Source organism: Rhodoferax sp. GT1R46 (genome assembly GCF_056521285.1).
The window spans coordinates 82,883-107,400 of record NZ_JBWMBC010000001.1 but is presented as its reverse complement, the minus strand read 5'-3'; the positions used below and the strand labels follow the sequence as shown (position 1 = coordinate 107,400).

Here is a 24,518-nt window from a genome sequence, read left to right as displayed (position 1 = left end):
GTCCGGTGGCAGGATCAAGCGTTGCGCCCACCGGGTGCCGGATCTGGCAAACGGGCAGGCACCAAGATGAAAGTACTTACCGTAGACCGCAACGACTTCTCTGTGCGGTCACCCACTCGGCCATCCGTGCGCCATGCAAATACCGAGCCCAGCTGGTCGGGCCTGCAAGAGGTCATGGACCTCTTGCTGTTCAAAGGACAGGGCGGCGGGCCGGATCAACGCCAGTTGTTTCAGCGCCGTCGTGTCAAAGCCGGTAAGTCCGTATTTGGAATGGGACAGGTATTCGACGGACTGTATGTGGTTCGACTCGGCGCCTTGAAAACAGTCATCACCCACCCCGCAGGGAGCGAACTGGTGCTTTCGTTTTCCATGAGGGGGGATCTGCTGGGAAGTGACGGCGTTTGCGAAAACCGCTATTGCACCGAGGCCGTGGCGCTGACCGATTGCGAAGTGATACGCCTGCCCGCTGCCGAGCTGTTTTCTCCCGGACATTGCAGCAACGAATTGGAGCGCATGGCCTATTGGGCCATCAGCCGCGACATCGTCAAAGACCACCGCGCGCACACCCTTTCCCACGCGGCCACCTCAGAAATGCGAGTGGCCCGTTTTCTCTTGCTGCAGTCGACCTGTTTTGCCGCCATCGGCTATTCAGCGCGGCGATTCACCTTGCCCATGACGCGGCGCGACATCGGAAACTACCTGAGCATTACGCTGGAAACGGTCAGTCGGGCTCTGACAACGCTGGACAGGCAGGGCATTGTGGAGGTCGTCAACCGCGAGATCACCATCCACTCGCCGGATGCGTTGCAGGCGTATGCAGGCTACGATCCAGAGCCAAGCAGACCATTAGCCCCCGTGCACTATGCACAAGCCGCTACCAAAATAGTAGCAAAACCCCTTTATCAGGACGGCGCACGGCGCAGCGTCTCTGCGGCAGCGGCGACGATGGGGGTCTGACGCTTGGAGAAACGGACGCACTTGCAGGTGAGCGGACGCCGGTGGGATACTTAGCAAATGCGGTTGAATTTTTTATTATTCGTTTGGCTGCTCGTACATGCGCAGGCAATGGCCCAAGTGCCAGTACTCACCATGGAGTCCTTGCCGCGGCCTGCCATGCCACCTGGCGAGGCCGGACCGGTGTTGCCCATTCAGGTTTTGCGCTGGCGCCAGGAGGCTCAGACCTACGAGCACGGCGACGGTGTGCCACGTGATCCGGTGCGGGCAGCACAGTTGTACTGCCGCGCCTCCCGCTTTGGCGACGCCGAATCGCAATACAGCCTGGGCTGGATGCTGACCAATTCCCGCGGAATCGAGCGCGATGATGCGCAGGCCGCGCATATGTTTGCCGCAGCGGCGGAGCAGGGCATGGCGCAGGCCATCAACATGATCAAGGCGATGGGCACTCCCCTGGGTGAACCGCCGCCCTGCCTGCGTCCGCTGGATTTTGAGCCGCTGCCACCGGTCCAGACCAGAAACCTCCGCCAGACAGCGGCATTGCCACCGCCTCCCCCTCCCGCCAACGCACCGGAACCTATTGTTCGGTTTGTGAACCTGGTGGCATCGGAATACAAGCTGGCTCCGCATCTTGTCCTGGCGGTGATGGCGGCAGAATCCAACTTCAACCCGATTGCGGTATCACCGAAGAATGCCCAGGGTTTGATGCAGTTGATCCCGGATACAGCGGCCCGGTTCAACATCCGCCGCCTAACCGATCCAACCCAGAACATACGGGGCGGCATGGCCTATTTGCGCTGGCTGCTGGCGTATTTTGAGGGCGACCTGTCGCTGGTGCTGGCTGCGTATAACTCTGGCGAGCGCACTGTGGAGCGCTACCGTGGGGTGCCGCCGTATGCCGAAACCCGGATGTATGTGCGCAAGATCATCGCATCCATCGGAGGGCAGCGTATGCATCCGTTTGATGCCACAGTGACACCCCCTTCACTGGTGATGCCCCTGTTGCAAAAGGCGCCTATCGCGTCGCACTGATTGGTAGCGAAATAAGCCCCTAGCCCCCGGATAATATGCGTAAGCAGCTATCAAAAAAATAGCATCCTCACTATCCGTCAGGAGGGTGCCCGGCGAAGGGTCTCCACCACTGGGCGGCGAAGCACATCGCGCAAACCCCACCAGCCCGCTGCCAGCGCCAGCACGGCGCCCGCCAATGCACCCAGCAGGGGCACCCACAGAGACATGGACCATTCAAACGCGAACACATAATGCGCCAGCGACCAGCCCACGGCAGAGGCGACGATGGAAGCCAAAAAGCCCGCCAGCAGCCCCACACCCGCCAGTTCGGCGCGCTGCACCTGGCGTAACAGGCTGCTGCGGGCACCCACCGCCCGCATGATGGCGAACTCGCGGGCGCGCTCTTCGCGCGTGGCGGTTACCGCCGCGAACAACACCACCAGACCGGCCGCCAGCGTGAATCCAAACAGAAACTCCACGGCCCGAATTACCTGATCCAGAACCCGCTGGACTTGGCTAATGGTGGTCGTCATGTCCACATTGGTCACATTGGGGAATTCGCGCACCAATGCATTGTCGAAGCCCTTGGTGACAGGCGCTCTGAAAGCGCTCATGTAGGTGGCAGGTACGTTGTCGAGGCGACTGACCGGGTAGATTACAAAGAAGTTGGCCCGCATGGAGCCCCAATCCACCTTGCGCAGAGAAGTCACCCGGGACTCGGTCTGCATGCCACCGACCTCAAAGCGCAAGGTGTCGCCCAACTGAAGATTGAGCGTTTTGGCAATGCCCTCCTCCACGCTCACCGCGCCCTGCTCCTCGTCCACCCAGCGGCCCGCGACGATGTCATTTTTCTGCGGTATTTTTGCGCTGAAAGACACGTTGAATTCGCGGTCCACCAGCCGCTTGGCCCGGTCCTCCTCAAAGTTGTCAGGAGAAATGGTGCGCCCATTCACCGCCACCAATCGGCCGCGAATCATCGGGTACCAGTCGAATTGGGCGACACCAGCGGTCTTGAGGGCCTGCTGGAAGGCGTCAGACTGCTCGGGCATGACGTTGATGACAAACCGGTTGGGTGCGTCCGGTGGGCTTGCCTTGCGCCAGCTGCCAATCAAATCGGTGCGCAGCAATACCAGCAACACCAGTGCCAGCAAACCCACGGCAAGCGCGCTGACCTGCACCACGGTGTAGATCGGCCTGGCGGACATTTGGCGCGTAGCCAGCACCAGCCAGCGTGGTGCGGTGCTTTCATTCACACTTTTGCGCAGCAGCTTTACGGCAACCCAGCTCAGCACAGCAAAAATAATCACCGCGCCGGCAAACCCGCCCACGGCAATCAAGCCCAGCTTCAAGTCGCTACTGGCGACCAGAAGCAAGGTCGCAAAACCCGCCACACCCACGGCCAGAACGCCCAGAGAGGCTGGCCGCAGGTTGCCAACATCACGGCGTATCACGCGCAGGGGGGGCACTTGCGCCAGCTGCAAAACCGGCGGCAGGCCGAACGCAAACAGCAGCGTGAGTCCCATGCCCATGCCCAGCATCACAGGCCAGATCGTGGCCGCCGGAAGCGCCGCATCCACCAAGCCCGCCAGCAAAATAACGAAAAGGTAGTGCACCCCATAACCCAGCAAAACACCCAATCCGCTGGCGAACAGGCCCACCAGCGCAAATTCAAAAGCATAGCTCGATGCAATGGTGCGCTGACTCAATCCCAGTACCCGCAACATGGCGCAGTCGTCCAGATGACTGGCCGCAAAGGCTCGCGCAGCCAGTGCCACCGCCACCGCGCTCAGCAGGGCGGCCAGCAAGGCCACCAGACTCAAGAACTTGTCAGCCCGGTCCAGGGTCTGGTTCATCTCGGGACGGCCACTTTGCAGAGACTCCACACGCACGCCACGCACCGAGTTTGCAGCACCGGGCTTCACCTGTGCATCCGCCCATTTCACAAACGCTTGCACGGGTGGTTCTTCTCCCGCCACGGCCATGCGGTAGGTCAGGCGACTGGCGGGCTGAATCAATTTGGTGGCAGCAATGTCAATGGAATTGATCATCACGCGCGGCGCGAAATTCATGAAGCCCGCGCCCCGGTCAGGCTCAATGACAATGACGGCGCTCACGGTCAGGCGGGCATCACCCAGCAGCAAGGGGTCGCCCACTTTCAGACCCAGCGCCTCCAGCAACGGGGCGTCGACCCAGGCCTGGCCTGCCGCCGGGATGTCCCGGGTGACGGTGTCCGGTGCGTCCAGGCTATTGGTCACCCGCAACGAACCCCGCAGAGGATAGCCGGGCTCCACCACTTTCAGGGCGACGAGTTTGGCACCACCGCCCTGATCGTCGCTGGCGCGCGCCATGGTGGGAAAACCCACCGTGCCCACTACGGACAAGCCCAGAGCACGGGCCTTTGCCACAAAGGCTGCAGGGGTGGGGTTGTCACTGGACACAACCGCATCACCACCCAACAGCTGGCGGGCATCGCGCTGCAAACCTCCCTTGAGACGGTCCGCAAAAAAACCGACCGCCGTGAGGGCTGCTACTGCCAAAGTCACCGCAACAATCAGCAAACGCAGATCTCCGGATCGCAGGTCACGCCAGAGGGTGCGCCATCCCAGGCGCCAAAATGTAATACGCATGGCGGCTACCTTAGCGCATATCCAGAAACACCACCCGAATGGGGTTTCAGACGGCTGCAGCCAGGCGCAGGCCCGCGAGTTCAGGCTGCAATTCCAAGCGCTCTGCGCTGCTGTAGCAAAGAAAGCGTTTGTTGGTAGCCCGACCAATGGCGCACAGGCCCACGCGTTTGGCCACCTCCAGCCCCATTTGGGTGATGCCGCTGCGCGAGACCACGATAGGTACGCCCATCTGAGCCGCTTTGATCACCATCTCGCTGGTGAGGCGACCGGTGGTGTAGAAAACCTTGTCACCCCCGCTCATGCCCGATGCGGGGCCGTCATCGCGCAACCACATCCAGCCAGCGATGGTGTCAATCGCATTGTGGCGACCCACGTCTTCCACAAAGACCATCATCTCGTCACCACGAAACAGCGCACAACCATGCACTGAACCTGCGGCCTTGTAGGTGCTCTCCTGCAAGCGGATGGCATTGACAATACCGTAGAGTTGCGATTGCTTCAGACGCGCGGGGGGTAACACGATGTTCTCAATATCGTCCATCAGCCCCCCAAAGACACTGCCCTGGCCGCACCCGGTGGTCACCACCCGCTTGGCTGTGCGCTGCTCGATCTGGTCAATACCTTTGCGGGTCTTGACCGCCGCCGCACCCACTTCCCAATCCACCGTGATGGACTCGATCTCCCGGGCAGAGTGGACCAGACGTTGGTTGCGCAAAAACCCCAGAACCAGCAGTTCGGGATGGGCACCCAGTGTCATCAGGGTTACGAGCTCCCGCTTGTCAACATAGACGGTCAACGCGCGCTCGGACGGAATGGTCGTGCGGGTTGCTTCACCAAACTCGTTCACAGCCGTGACCTCGCGTGTCAGCGGTGCGCGAGCATCAGTGAGGTGGGGCGAATCAAATGGAAGCATGGGACAACAGTGCAATAAAAAAAGCCAGGGCCACAAAGCGCTGGCCCGTGGGCAGACTGCGCGAAGCCGTCAGGGCGTCTTCTTCGCTGTATCGGCAAGGGTAGCGACGGGCGCTGTAGCCGAAGCCGCTGCAACCGGCGCAGGCGCAGGGGTATACACAAAGGGACCCGGATCTGCGCAAGCCGCCGCGACAGGTTTGAACGCCTTGTTATAACGGGCAGCCACCTTGTCTTGCGACTTGCACAGCAAATAGCCATCCATCTTTCCGGTGTGGGCCGTCTTGGCTGTGGTTTCTGCTGCCTTGGCTTTGGCTTCATCGCTCAGGGCCGGAAGTTTGGCATGCGCAGCCACAGTGAATAAACAACTGGCAATAAAGACAAATAGCGGCTTCATGGTGACCTCTGCTGACTGGTTCATGGGGGTTACGCCTGCGCGGCGGGACGGGTACCTTCGCCACTGGCAGCCGGTGGCGCACTGCGCTGAACCGGAATCTTGCCGGACTTGACATCGTCGTACCACAACTCGTGGTGTTCTTTGGCCCAGCCTTCTGATACATAGCCGGTCTTCATGGCCTTGTAAGCGCCTCGCGTACCCACCGTACCCATGTAGATATGTCCCAGGAGCATGGCAACCATCCAGATGGCCAGAACCGAGTGAATCATGTGCGCAATCTGCATGTCGCCGCGCAAAAAGTCCAGACCTGGGACTACTTTGTCGAGTACCAGACCAGAAGCCACCACCACAATGCCAGGAATCGTCACCACCCACCAGAACAGACCTTTTTCACCGGCATTGAATCGGTGCGATGGCACCTCCTGCTCGCCACCCATCAGGCCACCGGCTTTTGAAAGCCAATGGAAATCCGCCTTGTTGGCGATGTTGTCCTTCACGAAAATCGCAATGATGGTGATCAGCGATACGGCGAACAGCGGGCCCGTGAAATTATGCAAATTCTTCAAGGCATACGTGAGCCAGCCGAAAAGGGTGGAACCAATCACGGGTTGAATGAAAAATTTTCCGTACGCCATCACGATGCCAGACACTGCCAGCGCAACAAAAGCGATGGCATTAGACCAGTGCGCAGCGCGCTCCAAGGGGGTGAATCGCTCGATGCGGCGCCCAGTGTCAGGATGGTCTTTTCCCAGCGGACCCTTGGCAAAGTACAAAATTCCCAGTGCCAAAATAGAAATGGCGATCAGGGCCGCACCGTACGGAATGATCCATTTGTTACGCACTTCGCGCCAGGCTTCCCCCGCGCTGGTCAACCGCGAGCCTGGGTACTGCACTGTGGGTTGAATCAGATTGCCGGCCTCGGGCGCCTCGCTTTTGGGGAGGCTACTGATACCGGTAACGCCTGAGCCCACCTGACGCCACATCGGCGCATTGTTGCCTGGCTGGACTTTTGCGCGCTCACCATTGCTCTGCGTGGCGTAGTCGGGATCCGCGCTGGCATCCGGCTTGACGTCCATGATATTGGCGCTTTGAATCGCAGCCGGTGCCGCGCCGGTCGAAGCCGCGTGAGCAAGTAAACCGAACGTTAACAACAAAAGTGCAAAGAGTGGCCGACGCATAGGACCTCCCGTCAATTCATTCTGGAATAGTCGTTCTGACTATTCTGCTGACGGGCCTTCAACTGCTGCTCCCAGCCCGTTTTGTCTCCCGGCTTCCAGCCCGGCGCAGTGAAGGCACTACTCCCGGCGGAACCCGTGGTGACGCCGGTGTAAGACGGCGCATCCGACCGGGGTAAGGCCATGGTTTGCGGTCTTTCGCCGCAGGCCGCCAGGCACGCAACCAGTGTTGCGAATAGCGCGACATGTTTCATGACGGAGTCCCTTTTTTGGGTGGCTGGCCCGCCTGTTTGGAACCGTAAGCAGTGCCCCAGCCCCAGACCTCTGCACCTTTGCCACGCTGAACCACCCGCGTGCGGAAGATATCAGCAACCACATCACCATCGCCAGCCAGCAAGGCCTTGGTCGAACACATCTCGGCGCAGGCTGGCAGCTTACCCTCCGCCAGGCGATTGCGTCCGTATTTTTCAAACTCGGCCTGGCTGCCGTTGGCTTCGGGCCCCCCTGCGCAAAACGTGCATTTATCCATCTTGCCACGCACACCAAAAGTTCCTTGAGACGGGAACTGGGGTGCTCCAAAGGGACAGGCATAGGAGCAGTAGCCGCAGCCGATGCACACATCCTTGTCGTGAAGCACCACCCCTTCGTCCGTGCGATAGAAGCAGTTGACGGGGCACACCGCCATGCAGGGTGCGTCACTGCAGTGCATGCAGGCCACCGAAATGGACTTTTCACCAGGTACACCATCGTTCAGGGTCACCACGCGGCGGCGATTGACGCCCCACGGAACCTCGTGCTCGTTTTTGCACGCGGTGACACAGCCGTTGCACTCAATGCAACGCTCTGCGTCGCAAACAAATTTCATGCGTGCCATGGTCTTATGCCTTTTCCACGTTACAGATGGTTGTCTTGGTTTCTTGCATCATCGTCACACTGTCGTAGCCATACGTAGTCCCGGTGTTGATGGCTTCACCGCGCACGATCGGCGCGGCCCCGTTGGGGTAGTAGGCCAGCATGTCGGCGCCTTGCCAGCGTCCGGAAAAATGGAACGGCAAAAACACCGTGTCAGGCCCCACCCGCTCGGTGACCATGGCCTGGACGTTCAGACGTGCACCGGTTGGCGTGGAGACCCAGGCACGCTCACCGTTGCGAATGCCCTTATCTGCAGCCACCTTGGGGTTGATTTCAATGAACATCTCCTGTTGCAATTCGGCCAGCCAGGGGTTGGACCGGGTTTCCTCGCCTCCGCCCTCGTACTCCACCAGACGCCCCGAAGTCATGATCAATGGGAATTTTTCATGGATCTTGTCCGCAATATTCTTCTCCTGTACGGTTTTGTACAGCGTGGGCAAGCGCCAGAAGGCCCTCTTGTCGTCGTGCGTCGGGTACTTGGCAACCAGATCAGGGCGAATGCCGTACAAAGGCTCGCGGTGCTGCGGAATCGGGTCCGGGAAATTCCAGACGACTGCGCGGGCCTTGGCATTGCCAAAGGGATGGCAGCCATGCACTTTCATGACAACACGCTGGATACCACCCGACAAGTCGGTCTTCCAGTTCTTGCCCTCGGCCGCCGTTTTTTCGGCTTCGGTCAGATCATCCCACCAGCCCAACTTCTTCAGCAGCACATGATCAAACTCGGGATAACCCGTCGTGATGTCTGCGCCCAGGGAATGGGAACCGTCCTCGGACAGCAGACTCTTGCCTTCGCGTTCCACGCCAAAGTTGGCGCGGAAATTACCGCCACCGTCCATGACGTGTTTCGAGGTGTCATACAGGTTCGGGGAACCCGGGTGTTTCAGCTCTGCCGTGCCAAAGCAGGGCCATGGCAGACCAAAATAGTCACCGGTCATGTCGTAGCCGGTTTCCTTATCGACGCCGCCTTTGCACTTGAGCGTCTTGACATCAAACAGGTGCATGTTGCGCATGTGCGCCTTGAGCCGCTCCGGGCTTTGCCCGGTGTAGCCAATAGTCCAGACACCTTTGTTGATTTCGCGCAGGATGTCCTCTGGCACGGGCTCGTCCATGCCCTTGACCTTTTGCATCTTGTAGTTCTTGGACAGCTCCTTGCCAAACCCCAGCTTGTCGGCAAATTGCTGCATGATCATGTGATCGCTGCGGCTCTCCCACAGCGGCTCAATCACTTTCTCGCGCCACTGGAGGGACCGGTTCGATGCGGTGACCGAACCGGTCGTTTCAAACTGTGTGGCTGCTGGCAACAGATACACCGCCCGATTGGGGTTGGCATCTTCCGGCTTGCCGGGCATGGCCGCCATGGCTGCAGTAGCCGATGGATAGGGGTCCACCACGACCAGCAAATCCAGCTTGTCCATGGCGCGCTTCATCTCCAGACCACGCGTCTGCGAGTTGGGCGAATGACCCCAGTAAAACACGCCGCGCAGGTTGGAGTCCTGATCGATCAGCTCGTTTTTCTCCAGCACGCCGTCGATCCAGCGTGACACGGTGATGCCGGGCTTGCTCATCATCGCGGGGGATGAGAACTGCTTTTTGATCCACTCGTAATCCACGCCCCACACCTTGGCAAAGTGTTTCCACGAACCCTCCACAATGCCGTAGTAGCCAGGCAGCGAATCCGGATTAGGGCCCACGTCGGTCGCGCCCTGAACGTTGTCGTGACCTCGGAAGATGTTGGTGCCGCCGCCCGACTTGCCTACATTGCCCAGAGCCAGCTGCAGAATGCACGACGCGCGCACCATCGCATTGCCGATGGTGTGCTGGGTCTGCCCCATACACCAGACCAGCGTGCTGGGCCGGTTCTCGGACATCAGGGTTGCCACCCGCAGCACCTGCTCTTCCTTGACGCCACAGGCCTCTTCCACCTTGTCGGGCGTCCACTTGGCCAGCACTTCTTCCTTGACTTTCTCCATCCCGTAAACACGGTCATTAATGTATTTCTTGTCTTCCCACCCGTTCTTGAACACGTGGTAGAGCACACCAAAAAGGAAGGGAATGTCGGAGCCGGAACGAATACGCACAAACTCGTCGGCTTTGGCTGCCGTGCGGGTGAAACGTGGGTCCACCACAATCATCTTGCACCCGGTTTCTTTGGCGTGCAGCATGTGCAACATGCTCACCGGATGCGCTTCTGCGGCGTTGGACCCAATGTACAACGCGCACTTGCTGTTCTGCATGTCGTTGTAGGAGTTGGTCATGGCCCCATAGCCCCAGGTATTAGCCACGCCCGCAACGGTGGTGGAGTGGCAAATACGCGCCTGATGGTCACAGTTATTGCTGCCCCAGAAGCTGACGAATTTGCGCAACAAGTAAGCCTGCTCGTTGTTGTGCTTGGATGACCCGATCCAGTAAATGGAATCAGGACCGCTCGCTTTGCGCAACTCCAGCAGTTTGTCGCTGATTTCTGACAACGCGGTGTCCCAGCTGATGCGCTCGTATTTGCCGTTCACCAGCTTCATCGGATAACGCAGGCGAAACTCTCCATGACCGTGCTCGCGCAGTGCCGCACCCTTGGCGCAATGGGCACCCAGATTGATAGGCGAATCGAAAACCGCTTCCTGCCGCACCCAGACGCCGTTTTCCACCACGGCGTCCACTGCGCAACCAACCGAGCAGTGCGTGCAAACCGTGCGCTTGACTTCAATTTTTCCGCTGCCGTCACTCACTGCACCGGACGCCGCGCTGGCTTTTTTTACCAGGGTCAGTTGGGTTGCTGCCAGCCCCACACCGACACCCATGCCGGACCGGCGCAAGAATGCGCGTCGGTCCATGGTGGGCAGCGCATGGGACAAACCGCGCGAGAGGCTTTGCACAAAACGCGTAGAACCCATGCGGGCGGCAGGGTTGCTGTGGGAAACGAGAGGTTTTTTCGTGAGCAGCATGGAGCTCTCCGTAAGAATGGGGGGGACGAACGCTTAGACGCGCGCAGTTTTGTAGTAGCGCTTGACGTGGTCTGACAGGCTGTAACCGCCCCCTTTTTCAGGCGCTGGCTTGGGCTCCTGGAGCGCTGCTTCCACTGCTGGCGCGCGCGGGAGGGCCACTATTGCCGCAGCGGCGGCACCCGTGGCAGCAGCGCCGAAAAAGAAACCTCGGCGCGATGGTTTTGGCTGACTGTCCTGCATTTTTAAATCTCCAACGAGCGCCTTCCGGGGATAGGCCCTCCGGCGTTGCGACTGAACTTGCGGCATGGGTGCCTGCACCACAATGTCGCACTTGCGACCCCTGCAAAAAATAGGGGTAAACGATAGGTCTATTGCATTCTAGGCCAGCATATCGAATGCCTGCGCTTCGACGCTGACAAAAGCCTGAGTGAACGACGCCAGGGCGCGGTAGAACCGGGCTTGGGGGTGCTGGCCCACCGCATCGCACATCTGCGAAACCCATGGCTGCACATGTTCACTGAAAAAGTCGCGCTGGTGGGTCAGGTTGGCCACCGCCACATCATCCCCGGCAATCAGGTAGCGCATGACTTCGCACAGATAGGCGAAATGGTCTTCGGTTTCCGGCATGGACTCAAACCGCTCCAGGCCCAGGCCCACCAGGGTGCCACGCAATTTGACCAGGGGCTTTTCGTTGAGGAAACCACTGAGGTAGTGCGAACCAAACAAATAGACCTCCGGCTTGCCCACCCCTCCAAACAGCGTGTTGTACTCGTCGGCAATCGCGTCATCCTGCATCTCGCGCGCCACGCCAACCAGCGTGCGCCAGGGTTCTTCCAGAAAGGCACCGGCAGCGGGCGCCTCGGTGGCGGCCACACGCAGCTTCGCTATCAAATCAGGAGCTGGCGGAGCATAGTACAAGGCGGCTAGCAAGCCATACAGCTCAGCCCGCGCCGTTTCTTCATCGAGACTGCTGGAGGTCAATGGGGCTGGTGTCATGGCATGAATCCTGTTTAGCGGATATCGGTAATTTTTATTTCGGTGCTGGACGAATGGATGTCAATCACCCGGCAGTCGCCGCACATTTTCAGGCGGTCTGCAGCGGCCCCCTGAAACATGGAGTGGCCCGCCAGTTTGCCCAGCATGGATTCAATGGCCTTGAGCGTACCAAAGGGCTTGCCGCAGCGTATGCAGGCGTAAGGCTGCATTTCATTGATGACCACCGCTTCCTTGCGCTGCGGCGCAAGCGTCAATTGCGGCAGTAACGCGAGCGCCTTCTCTGGGCACGTTTTGACACACAGGCCGCACTGCACACAATTCTTCTCGATGAACTTGAGCTGGGGCCGCTCCGGGTTGTCTTGCAGGGCGCCCGCCGGGCAGGCATTGACGCAACTCAGGCACAGTGTGCAGGCGTCCTTGTTGATGGCCAAGGCCCCCAGGGGCGAGCCGTTGGCGGGCAACGCAATGACCGCGGGCTGCAGACTCGCTTGGGCGATCAGGTGGTCCAGGGCCAGTTCCAGCGTCGCGCGCTTGTCGGCCTGCACGGAAAAACCACCGGCCTGCGCTACGCCCTGGGCTGGAACTGCCTGCAACTCCGCATCAAGCCCCGCGAGATCACGGGCGTCCCGTGCGTGAAGAATCCGGAAATGCTCGCCCTGGTAGCCCAGTCCCGTCAACAGGGTCTGCGCGACATCCATCTGCGTCCTGACCGCCTCCCGGTATTGCGGCGCTTCCTCGCCCGTCATCAACACCCAAACCTGCGAGGCACCGTGGGCCACCGCCGCCAGCCACAAGTCCAGACCGGTCGAGGCGGTATGCCACAGGCCGACCGGCAACACCCGGGCGGGCACACCACGGGTGGCGGGGTCAACACGGGCCGCACGGCCCAGATCTCCCAGCAGTCGCGTACCTGCCTCCTGGCTGTGCAGCAAAAGGGCCGCGTCTTTGCCGCCAGCCCGTGTGTAGGAAGTCAGCAGGGTTTTGATTTTTGCGCCCTGCTCATTGGCGCGCGGGTAAGCAAAGGTCAGAGCGCCGCTGGGGCACACCGTGGTGCAAGCCCCACAACCGACACACAGGTTGGGATTGACCTTGATTTGCTGGCGATCGCGCTCGCTGCTGATCGCGGAAGCGGAGCACACGTCAATGCAGGCATTGCAGCCCACTTTTTCATTGCGGCTGTGGGCGCACAGCTTTTGCTTGTACACAAAGAACTTGGGCTTTTCGAACTCGCCGACCAGCGAGCGCAGCGCCATATGCGTACGACTCGTGTCCAGCATGTTTGCCGTCTGGGCTGGCTCGAGCCTGAAGTAGCCTTGCGGCAAGGCATGCTGCGTAAACGCGGACGTGGCACGCAGATCCAGCACCAGATCAAAGGTCTCGCGCATTGCTTCCGGCTTGCGGTTGAAATCTATTGCCCCGGCAACGCCACACGCCTTGACGCACTCCCGATGGGACTTGCACAGATCATCATTGATTTGGTAGTCAAACCCGATCGCCCCCTCGGGGCAGACCGCCAGACACGCATTGCAACGGGTACACAGATCCAGGTCAATCGGGTTGTTACGCACCCATTGAAGGTCAAACGCGCCCAGCCAGCCCACCAGGCTTTGGATCTGGCCGGTCAGCACGGGGTAGCGTCGCTCCTGCAAGCCCCCATCAGTTCCAGCGCCCAGGCTGAACAAGGTGACATCCAGCGTATCGGCCAGCAGCTCGGCGTGGCGTTCGGCAGCATCCAGGTCGCCAATGATCAGCAACCGCCCGGTGCTCTTGTAGGTAACGGTCGGTACCGGTTCGGGCTCAGGCAGATGGGCCGCTGCCAGCAACGCGGCCATTTTGGGGCTGGCGTGCGCCGCATCCTTGCTCCATCCCCCGGTCTCACGGATGTTGACAAAGCGGATCGGCACGCCAACAGCACCCGCAGTCTGTGATGCAATTTCCTGGAAAAGACGGCTCTCCTGGGTGCAGGCCACCACCACGTCATCTCCGGATGCCAGCGCCTGCTGGAACGCGCCGGCCTCACGGCGGCACAGGGTGCTGTGCAGTGTCAGCTTCTCATTCAGTGCCAGGCCCAACGCGTTGGGGTCCAGCGGCATGGTCTTGTTGCAGTCGCAAATCAGTGTTGGCATGGTCTTCACTCGTTATCCGGGGGGGCGTCGGCGTTTCAGGCCCGGTGGCCGGGTTCGCATCGCACGTATCGGCGGATGGATGTATCGGGGCTGGCACAACCTGCGTCTCAGGGGCGCTTTCCTCGTCCTCAAACAGGTTGAGAAACTTCGCACTGGCCATTTGCCGTAGCATGGACAAGGGCAGTGGATCAGGCTTGGAGTAGTCGTCTATATAGATGTCCAGGCGGTCCATCACATTGAAGTGCGGATCGGTAAACAACTTCTTCATGGCGGTGTTGCGTACTGCAGGGTCCACGCTGCGTGCGATGAAGGGCTTGAAGTCCGAATCGAGTCCCAGAGCCTGTGCGTCTTCCAGCGTCGGTTGCTTGGGGATATCTTCGGGCACCACCGCATTCGGTGCCTCAGCAACAAGGGCTTGTTCTGCAGGCAAACTTTGCACTGGCTCCGTCAGGGGCTTTCCGTCGCGCGCATCCGCTTTGCGCTGCGCCCAGCGACCCAGAAAACCCTCAGCCATGGTGCCGCCCTCCACCGCCACCAGTGCCATTCTTTTTCTCTGTGGTGATGGACACCGGGTTGCCAAATCGGTCGGTCAGCGACTTGAAGCTTTCCGGGCGTTTGTGACGCTTCACCTCCGGCTGGTAGAACGCATCGATAAAAGACCGCAGCCAGGCCACCACGGCTTGCGGGGCAGGCAGCTGCTCCACCGTTTCCTGGGCGTCCAGCCAGCGACTGGCATCATGGTAGCTCAGGCTGACAACCACCGGCCTGGCCAGCGGCTCCCCGGCCACGGATGCCTCGTCTTCCATGCGCCACAACACAAACCAGCATGGGTTCGGCGTACTGGCGTTGAGTTGATAGCCTTCGGCGTCATCTTCAAACAATTCCACGCTGTAGCCCGCATGCAGCCAGCGCTCCACGCTATCATTTTTATAGAGCAAGCGTGGCTCCGAACCAAACCCGGCTTCATGGGGTACCACGTCGTCGAGTACCCAGCGCCACTCCTGCCATCGACTCATGGCGCCCTCTATGCGCTCCTTGCGCATGATCACAGCCATTTCAACAGACGGGCGTTGGAAACTCATAATGGACGGACAGGAATGGCCAAAGACTGTCAGGTGGTTTTGCTGATGGTGATGGAGGGAAACTTGGACGAAAAGTCCTTGTTGCGCGCCGCAATCGATACGGCGACCTGACGGGCGACCGCCTTGTAAATACCCGCTACCTCGCCATCGGGATCTGCCACCACCGTGGGTTTGCCGCTGTCGGCCTGCAGACGAATCTGCATGTTCAGCGGCAAGGCACCCAGGTAGTCCATGTTGTACTCCGCGGCCATTTTTTTGCCGCCATCTGCGCCAAAAATGTGCTCCACGTGGCCGCATTGGCTACAGACGTGAACGGCCATGTTTTCAACCACCCCCAGAATAGGTACTCCCACTTTTTCGAACATCTTGATGCCCTTCTTGGCATCCAGCAGGGCAATGTCCTGTGGCGTGGTCACGATCACCGCACCGGTCATGGGGACGCGCTGGCTCAGCGTGAGCTGGATGTCGCCCGTGCCCGGGGGCATGTCGACGATCAGGTAGTCGAGGTCTTTCCAGTTGGTCTGGCGCAGCAGCTGCTCCAGCGCCTGGGTGGCCATGGGACCGCGCCAGATCATGGCTTCGTCCTGGGCCACGAGGAAGCCGATCGACATGACCTGCACACCGTAGTTCTCCATGGGCTCCATGGTCTTTCCGTCGTCCGACTCCGGGCGTCCCTCAATGCCCATCATCATGGGCAGGCTGGGGCCGTATATGTCCGCATCCAGCAATCCCACGCTGGCGCCCTCCGCCGCCAGCGCCAATGCCAGATTGACCGCCGTGGTGCTCTTGCCCACGCCGCCCTTGCCGGACGCCACTGCGACAATATTCTTGACTCGGGGCAGAAGTTGCACGCCACGCTGCACCGAATGGGCAACGATGTTGGTGGTGACATTGACGGACACGTTGGACACACCGGCAACAGCCTTTGCCGCGGCGATCAGCGCCTTGCGAAATCCCGGAATCTGGCTCTTGGCCGGGTAGCCGAGTTCGACGTCAAATGTCACATCGCCATCCAAAACGACCAAGTTCTTGAGCGCTTTACCGGATAGGAAATCCTTGCCGGTGTTGGGATCAATCACGCTCTTGAGCGCATCGCTGACCGCTTGGGCTGTCACTGTCATTTAATTTCTCCAAAATAGCGTCCTAGTCTATCGAACACCGACGGACCCTTTGCCCGCACCGGGATTACCGCAAATGACGACGGCTGATGCGGGTTAACCCCGCTCGAATAGGTGCCGATTGGCATCGCGGATCGTCGGAGGCGTTCCATAATAAGTCCATGCCCAGTGTCGCATCCCAGCATCCCTCCATCGGCCTGCTATTGACCGGAGGTGGCGCGCGTGCGGCCTACCAGGTGGGCGTGCTGGAGGCTATTGCCGACATTCGGCTGGCCTGCGGCGCGGCAGACGCCCCCAACCCGTTTCCCATCATTACCGGTACGTCGGCCGGGGCCATCAATGCGTCGGCGTTGGCGTGCGGTGCTGACCACTTTGATGCCACCGTCCGGCTGATTGCCAAAACCTGGAAGAACTTCCATGCGGAGCAGGTGTACCGGGCCGACAGCTTGAGCATGCTGCGCTCGGGTGCCACCTGGATGACCTTGCTGTCACTGGGCTGGCTGCTGGCCAAGTGGCGCCGGATCAAGCCACGTTCCTTGCTGGACAACGCCCCGCTGGGCGAGTTGCTCACCCGGCTGGTGCCACTGGACCGCTTGCCCGAGCTGATTCGCACGGGCCATGTGCAAGCGCTGGCGGTCACGGCATCCAGCTACAGCTCCGGCGACCACATCACGTTTTTCGAGGGCGACAAGCGGCTGATGCCCTGGGTGCGCAGCCAGCGGCTGGCGGTGCGCGACAGAATTACCCATGCCCACCTATTGGCGTCCAGTGCCATTCCTTTTGTTTTTCCCGCCACGGAGTTGCACATCAATGGCGAAGGTGAATATTTTGGTGATGGCTCGATGCGCCAGTCGGCGCCGGTGGCGGCAGCCATCCACCTGGGAGCTGAACGCATTCTGGTCGTGGGCGCCGGGCGCATGCATGAACCCAAGAACGAAGCCCATTTGCACACGACCAGCGCCTACCCCAGTCTGGCCCAGATTGCGGGACACGCCCTGTCAAGCATTTTTCTGGATTCACTGGCGGTGGACGTGGAGCGTGTGCGCCGCATCAACCAGACCATCAAGCTGGTACCCGAAGAATCCCGCAAAGCCAGCGCCCTGCGGCCGATTGAGCTGCTGGTGATTGCCCCGAGCCAGCGCATTGACGCCATTGCATCGCGCCACGTGGGGGACCTTCCGCATGCGGTACGCACCATGCTGGGAGGCGTGGGGGTGTCGTCCCGCAAGGCGGATGTCAAGGGTGCCACGCTGGCCAGCTACCTGCTGTTTGAGACGGGTTACACCAGTGAATTGATGGCATTGGGCTACGCCGACGCTCAGCGCCAACGGGCGGAGGTGTGCACCTTTTTCGGCTGGACGGACCCGGAAGCCGCGGCCGCCATCAGCACACTGCCTGCGCCGCCGCGCATCGAGCGCCGCCGGGACCCCCTGCGCCTGCGGTAGCCGACTGTTTGGGACGCCCTGGCCCCAAGACTAAAATCGCGGCAGTCTCTAGAAAGCCGATTCCCGATGCCACGTCAACTCTTCGTCACCACCGCCCTGCCCTACGCCAATGGAAATTTCCATATTGGCCACATCATGGAGTACATCCAGGCCGATATCTGGGTGCGTTTCCAGCGCATGCACGGCAACGTGGTGCACTTTGTTTGCGCCGACGATGCCCATGGCGCGCCCATCATGATCGCTGCCCAAAAAGTGGGCAAGACACCCCAGCAGTTTGTGGCCGACATTGCGGCCGGGCGCAAACCCTATCTGGACGGTTTTCACATCAGTTTTGACAACTGGCACTCCACTGATGGACCAGAAAACCACCAGCTGGCACAAGACATTTACCGCGACCTGAGAAAGGCCGGACTGATCAAGACCAAGGTGATCGAGCAGTTCTTTGACCCCGAAAAGAACATGTTCCTGCCCGACCGTTTCATCAAGGGCCAGTGCCCCAAGTGCGGCACCATGGACCAGTACGGCGACAACTGCGAATCGTGCGGTGCTGTCTACGCCCCCACCGAGCTGATCAACCCCTACTCGGCACTGAGTGGTGCCACGCCCGTGCTCAAGAATTCCGAGCACTACTTTTTCCAGCTCTCCGACCCGCGCTGTGTGGAGTTTCTGGAAAGCTGGACAGGCGAATACGGCCACCTGCAAAGCGAGGTTTACAACAAGATCAAGGAATGGCTGGCGCCCAACGCCGAAGGCGTACGCGAGCTGGGCGACTGGGACATCAGCCGCGATGCGCCCTACTTCGGCATTGAAATTCCCGATGCACCGGGCAAATATTTTTACGTGTGGCTGGACGCACCCATTGGCTACCTCGCCTCGCTACAAAATCGCTTTGCCAAGCTGGCCGGCAATGCAGAGCAAGGCGCGGCCGATTACCAGGCCTTCATGGCCGATCCTGCTACCGAGCAGTACCATTTCATTGGGAAGGACATCATCACCTTCCACACCCTGTTCTGGCCGGCCATGTTGCATTTCAGCGGTCGCAAAACGCCTAACGCCATTTTTGTCCATGGCTTTCTGACCATCAACGCCGAGAAGATGAGCAAGAGCCGTGGCACGGGCCTGGACCCGCTCAAGTACCTCAGCCTGGGCATGAACCCCGAGTGGTTGCGCTACTACCTGGCGACCAAGCTCACACCCCGCAACGAAGACATCGAATTCAGCCCCGAAGACTTCATGGCACGGGTCAACAGCGACCTGGTGGGCAAATACATCAACATTGCGTCGCGTGCGGCAGGGTTCATCAGCAAGCGCTTTGGTGGCCAGCTGGGTGTCATTTCACCCGACGGCGCGGGTTTGCTCGACACCTTGCGCGAAGGTCAGGACGCCATTGCCCAGATGTACGAGGCCCGTGAATACGCCAAAGCCCTGCGCGAAACCATGCTGATGGCGGACCGCGTGAATGCCTACGTAGATGCCAACAAGCCGTGGGAACTGGCCAAGAAAGAAGGCATGGACGCCCGCTTGCACGACGTGTGCACCGTCTGCATTGAAGCCTTCCGGCTGCTCACCATCTACCTCAAGCCCGTGCTGCCGCTGTTGGCCGCGAACGTGGAAGAGTTTCTGCAAAGCGGGCCACTGGCATTTTCCGCTGCCAGCACAGCGCTGCCAGTGGGTCACCGCATTGGTGAATACAAACACCTGATGCAGCGGGTCGACATCAAGCAACTTGAAGCATTGTTTGAGGCTGTAGCCCCCGTGGAATCTGCGCAAGCAGCTATAAAAACAGTAGCATCAGCCACCGACACCAAGACCCATGGTGCACCCGGCGGTGAGGTGCTGGCGCCCACCATCAACATTGACGACTTCGCAAAAATCGACCTGCGCATTGCCAAAATCGTGAACTGCGAAGCGGTCTCTGGCTCCACCAAACTGCTGCGCCTGACCCTGGACGTGGGCGAGACCAACGATGCGGGAGAACCCACCACGCGCAACGTCTTCAGCGGTATCGCCAGTGCCTACCAGCCAGAAGAGCTGATAGGCCAGCTCACCGTCATGGTGGCCAATCTGGCGCCGCGCAAGATGAAGTTTGGCATGAGCGACGGCATGGTACTGGCCGCCAGCCATGCAGATGAGAAGGCCAACCCCGGCATTTACATCCTCAACCCCTGGCCGGGGGCTTTGCCTGGAATGCGGGTGCACTGAGCGACCCACGTGCGCCTGCCTGCATTTGAGTTTCGTCCCAAACTGCTGAGTGCCCTGCAGGGCTACAACCGCCAGCGGCTGCTCGGCGACGTAGGGGCCGGACTGACAGTGGGAGTGGTTGCACTGCCACTGGCCATGGCATTTGCCATTGCCAGTGGGCTCAAACCCGAGGCGGGCCTGTTCACCGCCATCATTGCGGGCCTGCTGATCTCGTTACTGGGTGGCAGCCGGGTCCAGATTGGTGGCCCGGCAGGTGCTTTCATTGTCATTGTGTATGGCATCGTGGAGCGCTATGGGCTGGCCAACCTGATCCTTGCCACCGCCATGTCGGGTGTGATTCTCTTCGCCATGGGGTTTTTCAAAACGGGGAACCTGATCCGCTTCATACCAGTGGCGGTCGTCATTGGCTTTACCAACGGCATTGCCGTGCTGATTGCGCTGTCGCAGGTCAAAGACTTTCTGGGCCTGAGCGTGCCTGCCATGCCTGCCAACTTTTTTGGCATTCTGAGCACGCTGAACCAGGCATTGCCGACTCTGAATGCTCTGGCCGCATTGCTGGCACTGGTGTGTCTGGGCATGATTATTCTGTGGCAGGTCGCCATGCCCCGGCTCGGTAGAACCCATTCATGGGCGGCACGCCTTGCGGTGGTGCCCGGGTCCGTGGTGGCGCTGGTGGTGGCCACCATGGTGGTATCCCTTTTGAAACTGCCCGTGGAAACCATTGGCAGCCGCTTTGGCGGTATCCCGTCTGCCCTTCCGGCTCTGGTGTGGCCTGATTTTTCATGGGAGTCTGCGCGGTTTCTGTTCATACCGGCGATGACGCTGGCCTTGCTGGGCGCGATTGAGTCGCTGTTGTGCGCCCGTGTGGCCGACGGCATGATTGACGACCGTCACAACCCCAACCAGGAACTGATGGCGCAAGGCATAGCCAACTTCATCACGCCCTTTTTTGGCGGAATGCCGGCAACCGGCACCATTGCGCGCACGGTAACCAACGTCAAAAGCGGCGCCAGCAGTCCGGTGGCCGGCATCGTGCATGCGCTGACCCTGCTTCTGGTGGTAGTGCTGGCAGCCCCGCTGGCGCAGGACATACCGCTGGCAGCCATGGCGGCTATTCTGATGTTTGTGGCCTGGAATATGGGCGAATGGCGGGAGTTCTGGAATTTACGCCAGTACCGCATGCCGTACCGGGTCACACTGCTGGCGGTGTTTTTCCTGACTGTCGTTTTTGATTTGACGGTGGCGGTGGAAGTGGGTCTGGTCGCCGCGTGCATCACCTTCATTTATCGTATTTCGAGCCTGTCGCGATGCGAACCCGTCGATTTTTCTGCTTACCCGACCGTAAACGCCCAAGCGCAGCACGTTGCGGGCTTTCGGCTCTATGGCGCTTTGTTCTTTGGTGCGGTCAAGCTCATTGAAGATCTGCGGGAGCAATTGCCAATGCAGACATTGCTTCTGGACCTGAAAAACGTTATTTATATTGATTCCTCCGGAGCAGACACCCTGAACGATCTGGCCCGCGCCTGCAGCAAAAACGGCGTGCAACTGCTGGTATGCGGACTCAGCCACCAGCCGCTGGACATCGCGACACGCTGCGGCTTTGTGGACGAGATCGGCACCAGGCATCTGTACCCCGATCTGGCAACCGGCATGGCCGCTGCCGCCGCCTGACGGGTTTCCGAGCGTAAGAGACGCTTAATAAAATCACTCTATTGTGCGGGTCCGGGGTGTCCAAGGCATCCCAAAACCTGACTTCAATAGACGGTGGTTCGCATGTGTTTGGAAAGCATCGTTGGGTTGATTTCGGAGCGTGCGCCAGCGGGCCCAGGTGCGTACCAGCCCCCATTGGTTGAGACCACAATACAAAGACAAAAGCGTCGCTACGACATGTGCCGTGCTTTGGCAGAAAAGACATGGCAGAAAATACCCGACACGGATTGCGAACCCCTGCCCCGGGGGATCAAAAATTTGGCAGCAGAAGAGAATATTTCAGTTTTTGCGTTTTCAAAAGACGTCAAAAAACACCTTGCCAGGCAGCTTGTGCGGCACACGCCGACCCAAAAGTGGTGAGCCCTTGGCGGGCAGTCAAGACCCAGCGGCCTGCTGGTCATGCGACTACACCGGCTTGACCTCCACAAATGACCTGATTTGCGACACGCCCTCCGTCGCACGAACGATCTCCAATACGGCCTTGAGTTCACCGCGACTCTGGGCGCGCCCGATGAGATACACCACGCTACGCACCGAGCGCCAGCGGTAGTTGACCGAAGTGATATCAGATGTGGAGATCAGTTGGGCCGAGATTCTGGTTTCAATCCAGACATCACTGACCACGCGGTCTATGCCCTCTTTTGGAGTGCCGTTTTTCTTCTTGGTTGCGTCGCTGCGACGAGCCTGCTCTTCATGTGAAACGACCTGTATTTCATCGTGAACTTTCAGTACGCGCTTGTCTGCATGCACCATCTGGACGACGTCACGGCGGGCCCTGGCGTCTGCAACCGTCCCGGTTAGCAAGACCCGTGTTTCCCACACATCTGCATTCACATCGAAAAAGAGATTTCTGTGTTTGTCCGCCAATCCCGAAAGGATGCCGGCTCCTATCCTGGTGTCCGTGAACTGGTGATCGGTAACGCGGTCCTCTCTTGCCTTTTTAGCTGCCTCAAATACGATCGTGGTACACCCGCCCGTGCCCAGCGCGATCACAAGCGCCATGCCAACCGCACATGCTCTGACTAGAGCCTGCCTCACAATTTGATCCGGAATGTTCTGGAAATCAGGGTCAATGCCTCGGGGCCATCCCATTGTTTGGATCCGTAAAATTTTCCCAGCACCCGGCCTTGCGCGTCAACCAAAAGGGTCAGAGGAAGGTGGTCTGCCCCGAGCATGTTTTCCATAGTCAACTTGCTGTCCAGAAAGTTGCTGAAGGTGATGTTGGTTTTCTGAATGAACGTGGTGGCGCGGTCCTCATAGTCATCGGTGGATATGCCAATCACATTGAACTGCTGCCCCCCAAAACGGCGATTGAGGCGCTCCAGTGAACCCATTTCTTCCCGGCAGGGGCCACACCAGCTTGCCCAAACATTGATTACGAGTGGCTTTCCGCGATACGCCGACAGCTTCCGGGCAGGTCCTATGAGCCCCTTCATCTGCGCTTCGCGAAGGACATTGCCCACTGCAACCTCCCCCGGAGTTCCAGCAGATGCGCCCTGCAACACACTTGCGATCGCCAGAACGAATGCCAGTGCCGATTTTTTCATCCGGCTTTCCGATAGTCCGGCAGGGCTTGCACAGCCACTAGGCGACCCCGAATTTGGTGTCAAACTGGATGCCGATTTTCTGCAACAAAGGCGTTGGGAGCAAGCCACCCGCGCACACCAGCACGGCATCGTTTTTGTACCGTTGCACGACACCATCATGCTCAATCTCGACATGGTTTTCCTGAATGGAGTTGACCGACGAATTGAGTAGAACGCGGATGCGTCCGGCCTTTTGCTGCTGCTCCAGCAGCATTCTGTTTTTTTGTTTAACCCGGGAGAAAGCTGCGCTACGGTAAGACAATATGACGTCAGTCGATTTTTCCTCGGACAGCGCAATGGCAGCCTCCAGCGCGCTGTCTCCACCGCCAACCACCAGAATGGATTGATCCTGGTACTGAGCCGGATCCACCAGTCGGTAAGCCACCTTGGGGGACTCCTCCCCCGGAACCTCCAGCTTGCGCGGTGTGCCCCGACGCCCCATGGCGAGCAGGACCGTTCTGGCGCTGTAGGTTGCACGATTGGTACGGACTTCGAAGCGACCGTCTATCTTTTCAATAGATTCCATCCGCTCACGAAACGAAATTTTCAGTGCCGTTTTCTTCACGACGTTGAGCCAGAATTCCAGGAGCTTTTCTTTTTGCACTTCGTTGAACATGACTTTGCCGATCAAATCGAGTTCAATAGGCGACGTCATGGCAATTTTTTGTCTGGGATAGTGGTACACCGCACCACCCAAGGAGTCTTCCTGTTCGATCAGCTTGTATCTCAGCTTGTGGTGGATGGCGGACAGCCCTGCGGAGAGACCGGCGGGCCCGCACCCGACGATAAAAACGTCGTAGTCTGCCTTGCCACTGCTCTTTTTGCGGATCGACTCAATCGCCTGCCGACCCTGCTCCGCGGCCTTGCGGATTAGACCCATACCACCGAGTTCACCGGCGATGAAAATTCCCGGTACGTTGGTTTCGAACTCGGGGGTAATGTTGGGTATGTCGACACCCCGCTTCTCGGTCCCGAATACCAGCTTGATCGCTTCGACCGGACAGGCGGCGATGCAGGCGCCATGTCCAATGCAGGCCGCAGCGTTTTTGAGAACCGCCTTGCCATTGACCACACCCAGCGCTTCTTCCGGGCACGCCTTGGCGCAAGAGCCTGACCCCATGCAGCGACTGGGGTCGATCACCGGATGCAATGATGCGGGCTCAGCCAGCCCATTCTGTATCGCGTGCTGCAGTTCGCTGGCGTGTGTTTTGTGGACCCGGCGTTGACGCCGAATGTAGAGCGTCATCACAACCAGAATGGCTGCGGCGTAAAGATAGAGGTAGTTCATGTTCGGTGACAGCGCTTCAAATACGCTCTGACGCTGAC

21 protein-coding genes are annotated in these 24,518 nt (G+C 59.5%); 5 read left to right on the top strand and 16 right to left on the bottom strand.

What is annotated here, in order from left to right:
• Positions 1–66: 66 nt before the first annotated feature.
• Entirely contained in the window at positions 67–957 is an 891-nt protein-coding gene (locus AC097W_RS00510) for a Crp/Fnr family transcriptional regulator (RefSeq protein WP_479600295.1), read from the top strand.
• A 108-nt stretch (positions 958–1,065) separates the two neighbouring features.
• The gene (locus AC097W_RS00505) at positions 1,066–1,986 is read left to right on the top strand and encodes a transglycosylase SLT domain-containing protein (protein WP_479600294.1); all 921 of its coding nucleotides are present in this window, start codon (positions 1,066–1,068) and stop codon (positions 1,984–1,986) included.
• A 77-nt stretch (positions 1,987–2,063) separates the two neighbouring features.
• On the opposite strand, the gene AC097W_RS00500 is transcribed toward AC097W_RS00505, so the two are convergent.
• From AC097W_RS00500 to apbC, 13 genes are all read right to left on the bottom strand, one after another.
• The gene (locus AC097W_RS00500) at positions 2,064–4,592 is read right to left on the bottom strand and encodes an ABC transporter permease (RefSeq protein WP_479600293.1); all 2,529 of its coding nucleotides are present in this window, start codon (positions 4,590–4,592) and stop codon (positions 2,064–2,066) included.
• Positions 4,593–4,638: 46 nt separating this feature from the next.
• Positions 4,639–5,505, bottom strand: a complete 867-nt coding sequence (locus tag AC097W_RS00495; protein ID WP_479600292.1) for a formate dehydrogenase accessory sulfurtransferase FdhD — start codon at positions 5,503–5,505, stop codon at positions 4,639–4,641.
• 69 nt (positions 5,506–5,574) lie between these two features.
• Positions 5,575–5,922: a hypothetical protein gene (locus AC097W_RS00490; protein WP_479600291.1), complete on the bottom strand. Its 348-nt coding sequence runs from the start codon at positions 5,920–5,922 to the stop codon at positions 5,575–5,577.
• 5 nt (positions 5,923–5,927) lie between these two features.
• Positions 5,928–7,076 (bottom strand): formate dehydrogenase subunit gamma, encoded by a 1,149-nt coding sequence (locus AC097W_RS00485; protein WP_479600290.1) that lies wholly within the window; start codon positions 7,074–7,076, stop codon positions 5,928–5,930.
• Positions 7,077–7,087: 11 nt separating this feature from the next.
• Entirely contained in the window at positions 7,088–7,327 is a 240-nt protein-coding gene (locus tag AC097W_RS00480) for a hypothetical protein (RefSeq protein WP_479600289.1), read from the bottom strand.
• The gene (gene fdh3B, locus AC097W_RS00475; RefSeq protein WP_479600288.1) at positions 7,324–7,947 is read right to left on the bottom strand and encodes a formate dehydrogenase FDH3 subunit beta; all 624 of its coding nucleotides are present in this window, start codon (positions 7,945–7,947) and stop codon (positions 7,324–7,326) included. The genes AC097W_RS00480 and fdh3B overlap by 4 nt, the downstream gene beginning before the upstream one ends.
• Before the next feature lie 4 nt (positions 7,948–7,951).
• The gene (locus AC097W_RS00470) at positions 7,952–10,927 is read right to left on the bottom strand and encodes a formate dehydrogenase subunit alpha (protein ID WP_479600287.1); all 2,976 of its coding nucleotides are present in this window, start codon (positions 10,925–10,927) and stop codon (positions 7,952–7,954) included.
• A gap of 33 nt (positions 10,928–10,960) precedes the next feature.
• Positions 10,961–11,167, bottom strand: a complete 207-nt coding sequence (locus AC097W_RS00465; RefSeq protein WP_479600286.1) for a formate dehydrogenase — start codon at positions 11,165–11,167, stop codon at positions 10,961–10,963.
• 138 nt (positions 11,168–11,305) lie between these two features.
• Positions 11,306–11,923: a TorD/DmsD family molecular chaperone gene (locus AC097W_RS00460; RefSeq protein ID WP_479600285.1), complete on the bottom strand. Its 618-nt coding sequence runs from the start codon at positions 11,921–11,923 to the stop codon at positions 11,306–11,308.
• 14 nt (positions 11,924–11,937) lie between these two features.
• Positions 11,938–14,049: a 4Fe-4S binding protein gene (locus tag AC097W_RS00455; RefSeq protein WP_479600284.1), complete on the bottom strand. Its 2,112-nt coding sequence runs from the start codon at positions 14,047–14,049 to the stop codon at positions 11,938–11,940.
• Positions 13,976–14,593, bottom strand: coding sequence for a DUF3306 domain-containing protein (locus AC097W_RS00450; RefSeq protein ID WP_479600283.1), 618 nt, complete (start codon positions 14,591–14,593; stop codon positions 13,976–13,978). The genes AC097W_RS00455 and AC097W_RS00450 overlap by 74 nt, the downstream gene beginning before the upstream one ends.
• Positions 14,556–15,131, bottom strand: a complete 576-nt coding sequence (locus AC097W_RS00445; protein WP_479600282.1) for a DUF3305 domain-containing protein — start codon at positions 15,129–15,131, stop codon at positions 14,556–14,558. Before AC097W_RS00445 ends, AC097W_RS00450 begins: the two co-directional genes overlap by 38 nt.
• Positions 15,132–15,160: 29 nt before the next feature.
• Complete coding sequence (apbC, locus tag AC097W_RS00440; protein WP_479600281.1) at positions 15,161–16,252, bottom strand: iron-sulfur cluster carrier protein ApbC; 1,092 nt, start codon at positions 16,250–16,252, stop codon at positions 15,161–15,163.
• Between the two features lie 158 nt (positions 16,253–16,410).
• Here apbC and AC097W_RS00435 point away from each other — a divergent pair, with 158 nt between their 5' ends.
• The 3 genes from AC097W_RS00435 (at position 16,411) to AC097W_RS00425 (ending at position 21,567) form a co-directional block, all read left to right on the top strand.
• Entirely contained in the window at positions 16,411–17,694 is a 1,284-nt protein-coding gene (locus tag AC097W_RS00435) for a patatin-like phospholipase family protein (RefSeq protein WP_479600280.1), read from the top strand.
• Positions 17,695–17,760: 66 nt separating this feature from the next.
• Positions 17,761–19,896, top strand: coding sequence for a methionine--tRNA ligase (metG, locus tag AC097W_RS00430; RefSeq protein WP_479600279.1), 2,136 nt, complete (start codon positions 17,761–17,763; stop codon positions 19,894–19,896).
• 9 nt (positions 19,897–19,905) lie between these two features.
• The gene (locus tag AC097W_RS00425) at positions 19,906–21,567 is read left to right on the top strand and encodes a SulP family inorganic anion transporter (protein WP_479600278.1); all 1,662 of its coding nucleotides are present in this window, start codon (positions 19,906–19,908) and stop codon (positions 21,565–21,567) included.
• 444 nt (positions 21,568–22,011) lie between these two features.
• On the opposite strand, the gene AC097W_RS00420 is transcribed toward AC097W_RS00425, so the two are convergent.
• The 3 genes from AC097W_RS00420 to AC097W_RS00410 are packed head-to-tail and all read right to left on the bottom strand — an operon-like array spanning position 22,012 to position 24,480.
• The gene (locus AC097W_RS00420) at positions 22,012–22,608 is read right to left on the bottom strand and encodes a BON domain-containing protein (RefSeq protein WP_479600277.1); all 597 of its coding nucleotides are present in this window, start codon (positions 22,606–22,608) and stop codon (positions 22,012–22,014) included.
• Between the two features lie 32 nt (positions 22,609–22,640).
• Positions 22,641–23,153, bottom strand: a complete 513-nt coding sequence (locus AC097W_RS00415) for a TlpA family protein disulfide reductase (protein ID WP_479600276.1) — start codon at positions 23,151–23,153, stop codon at positions 22,641–22,643.
• A 37-nt stretch (positions 23,154–23,190) separates the two neighbouring features.
• Positions 23,191–24,480, bottom strand: coding sequence for an NAD(P)-binding domain-containing protein (locus tag AC097W_RS00410; RefSeq protein ID WP_479600275.1), 1,290 nt, complete (start codon positions 24,478–24,480; stop codon positions 23,191–23,193).
• Positions 24,481–24,518: the final 38 nt, after the last annotated feature.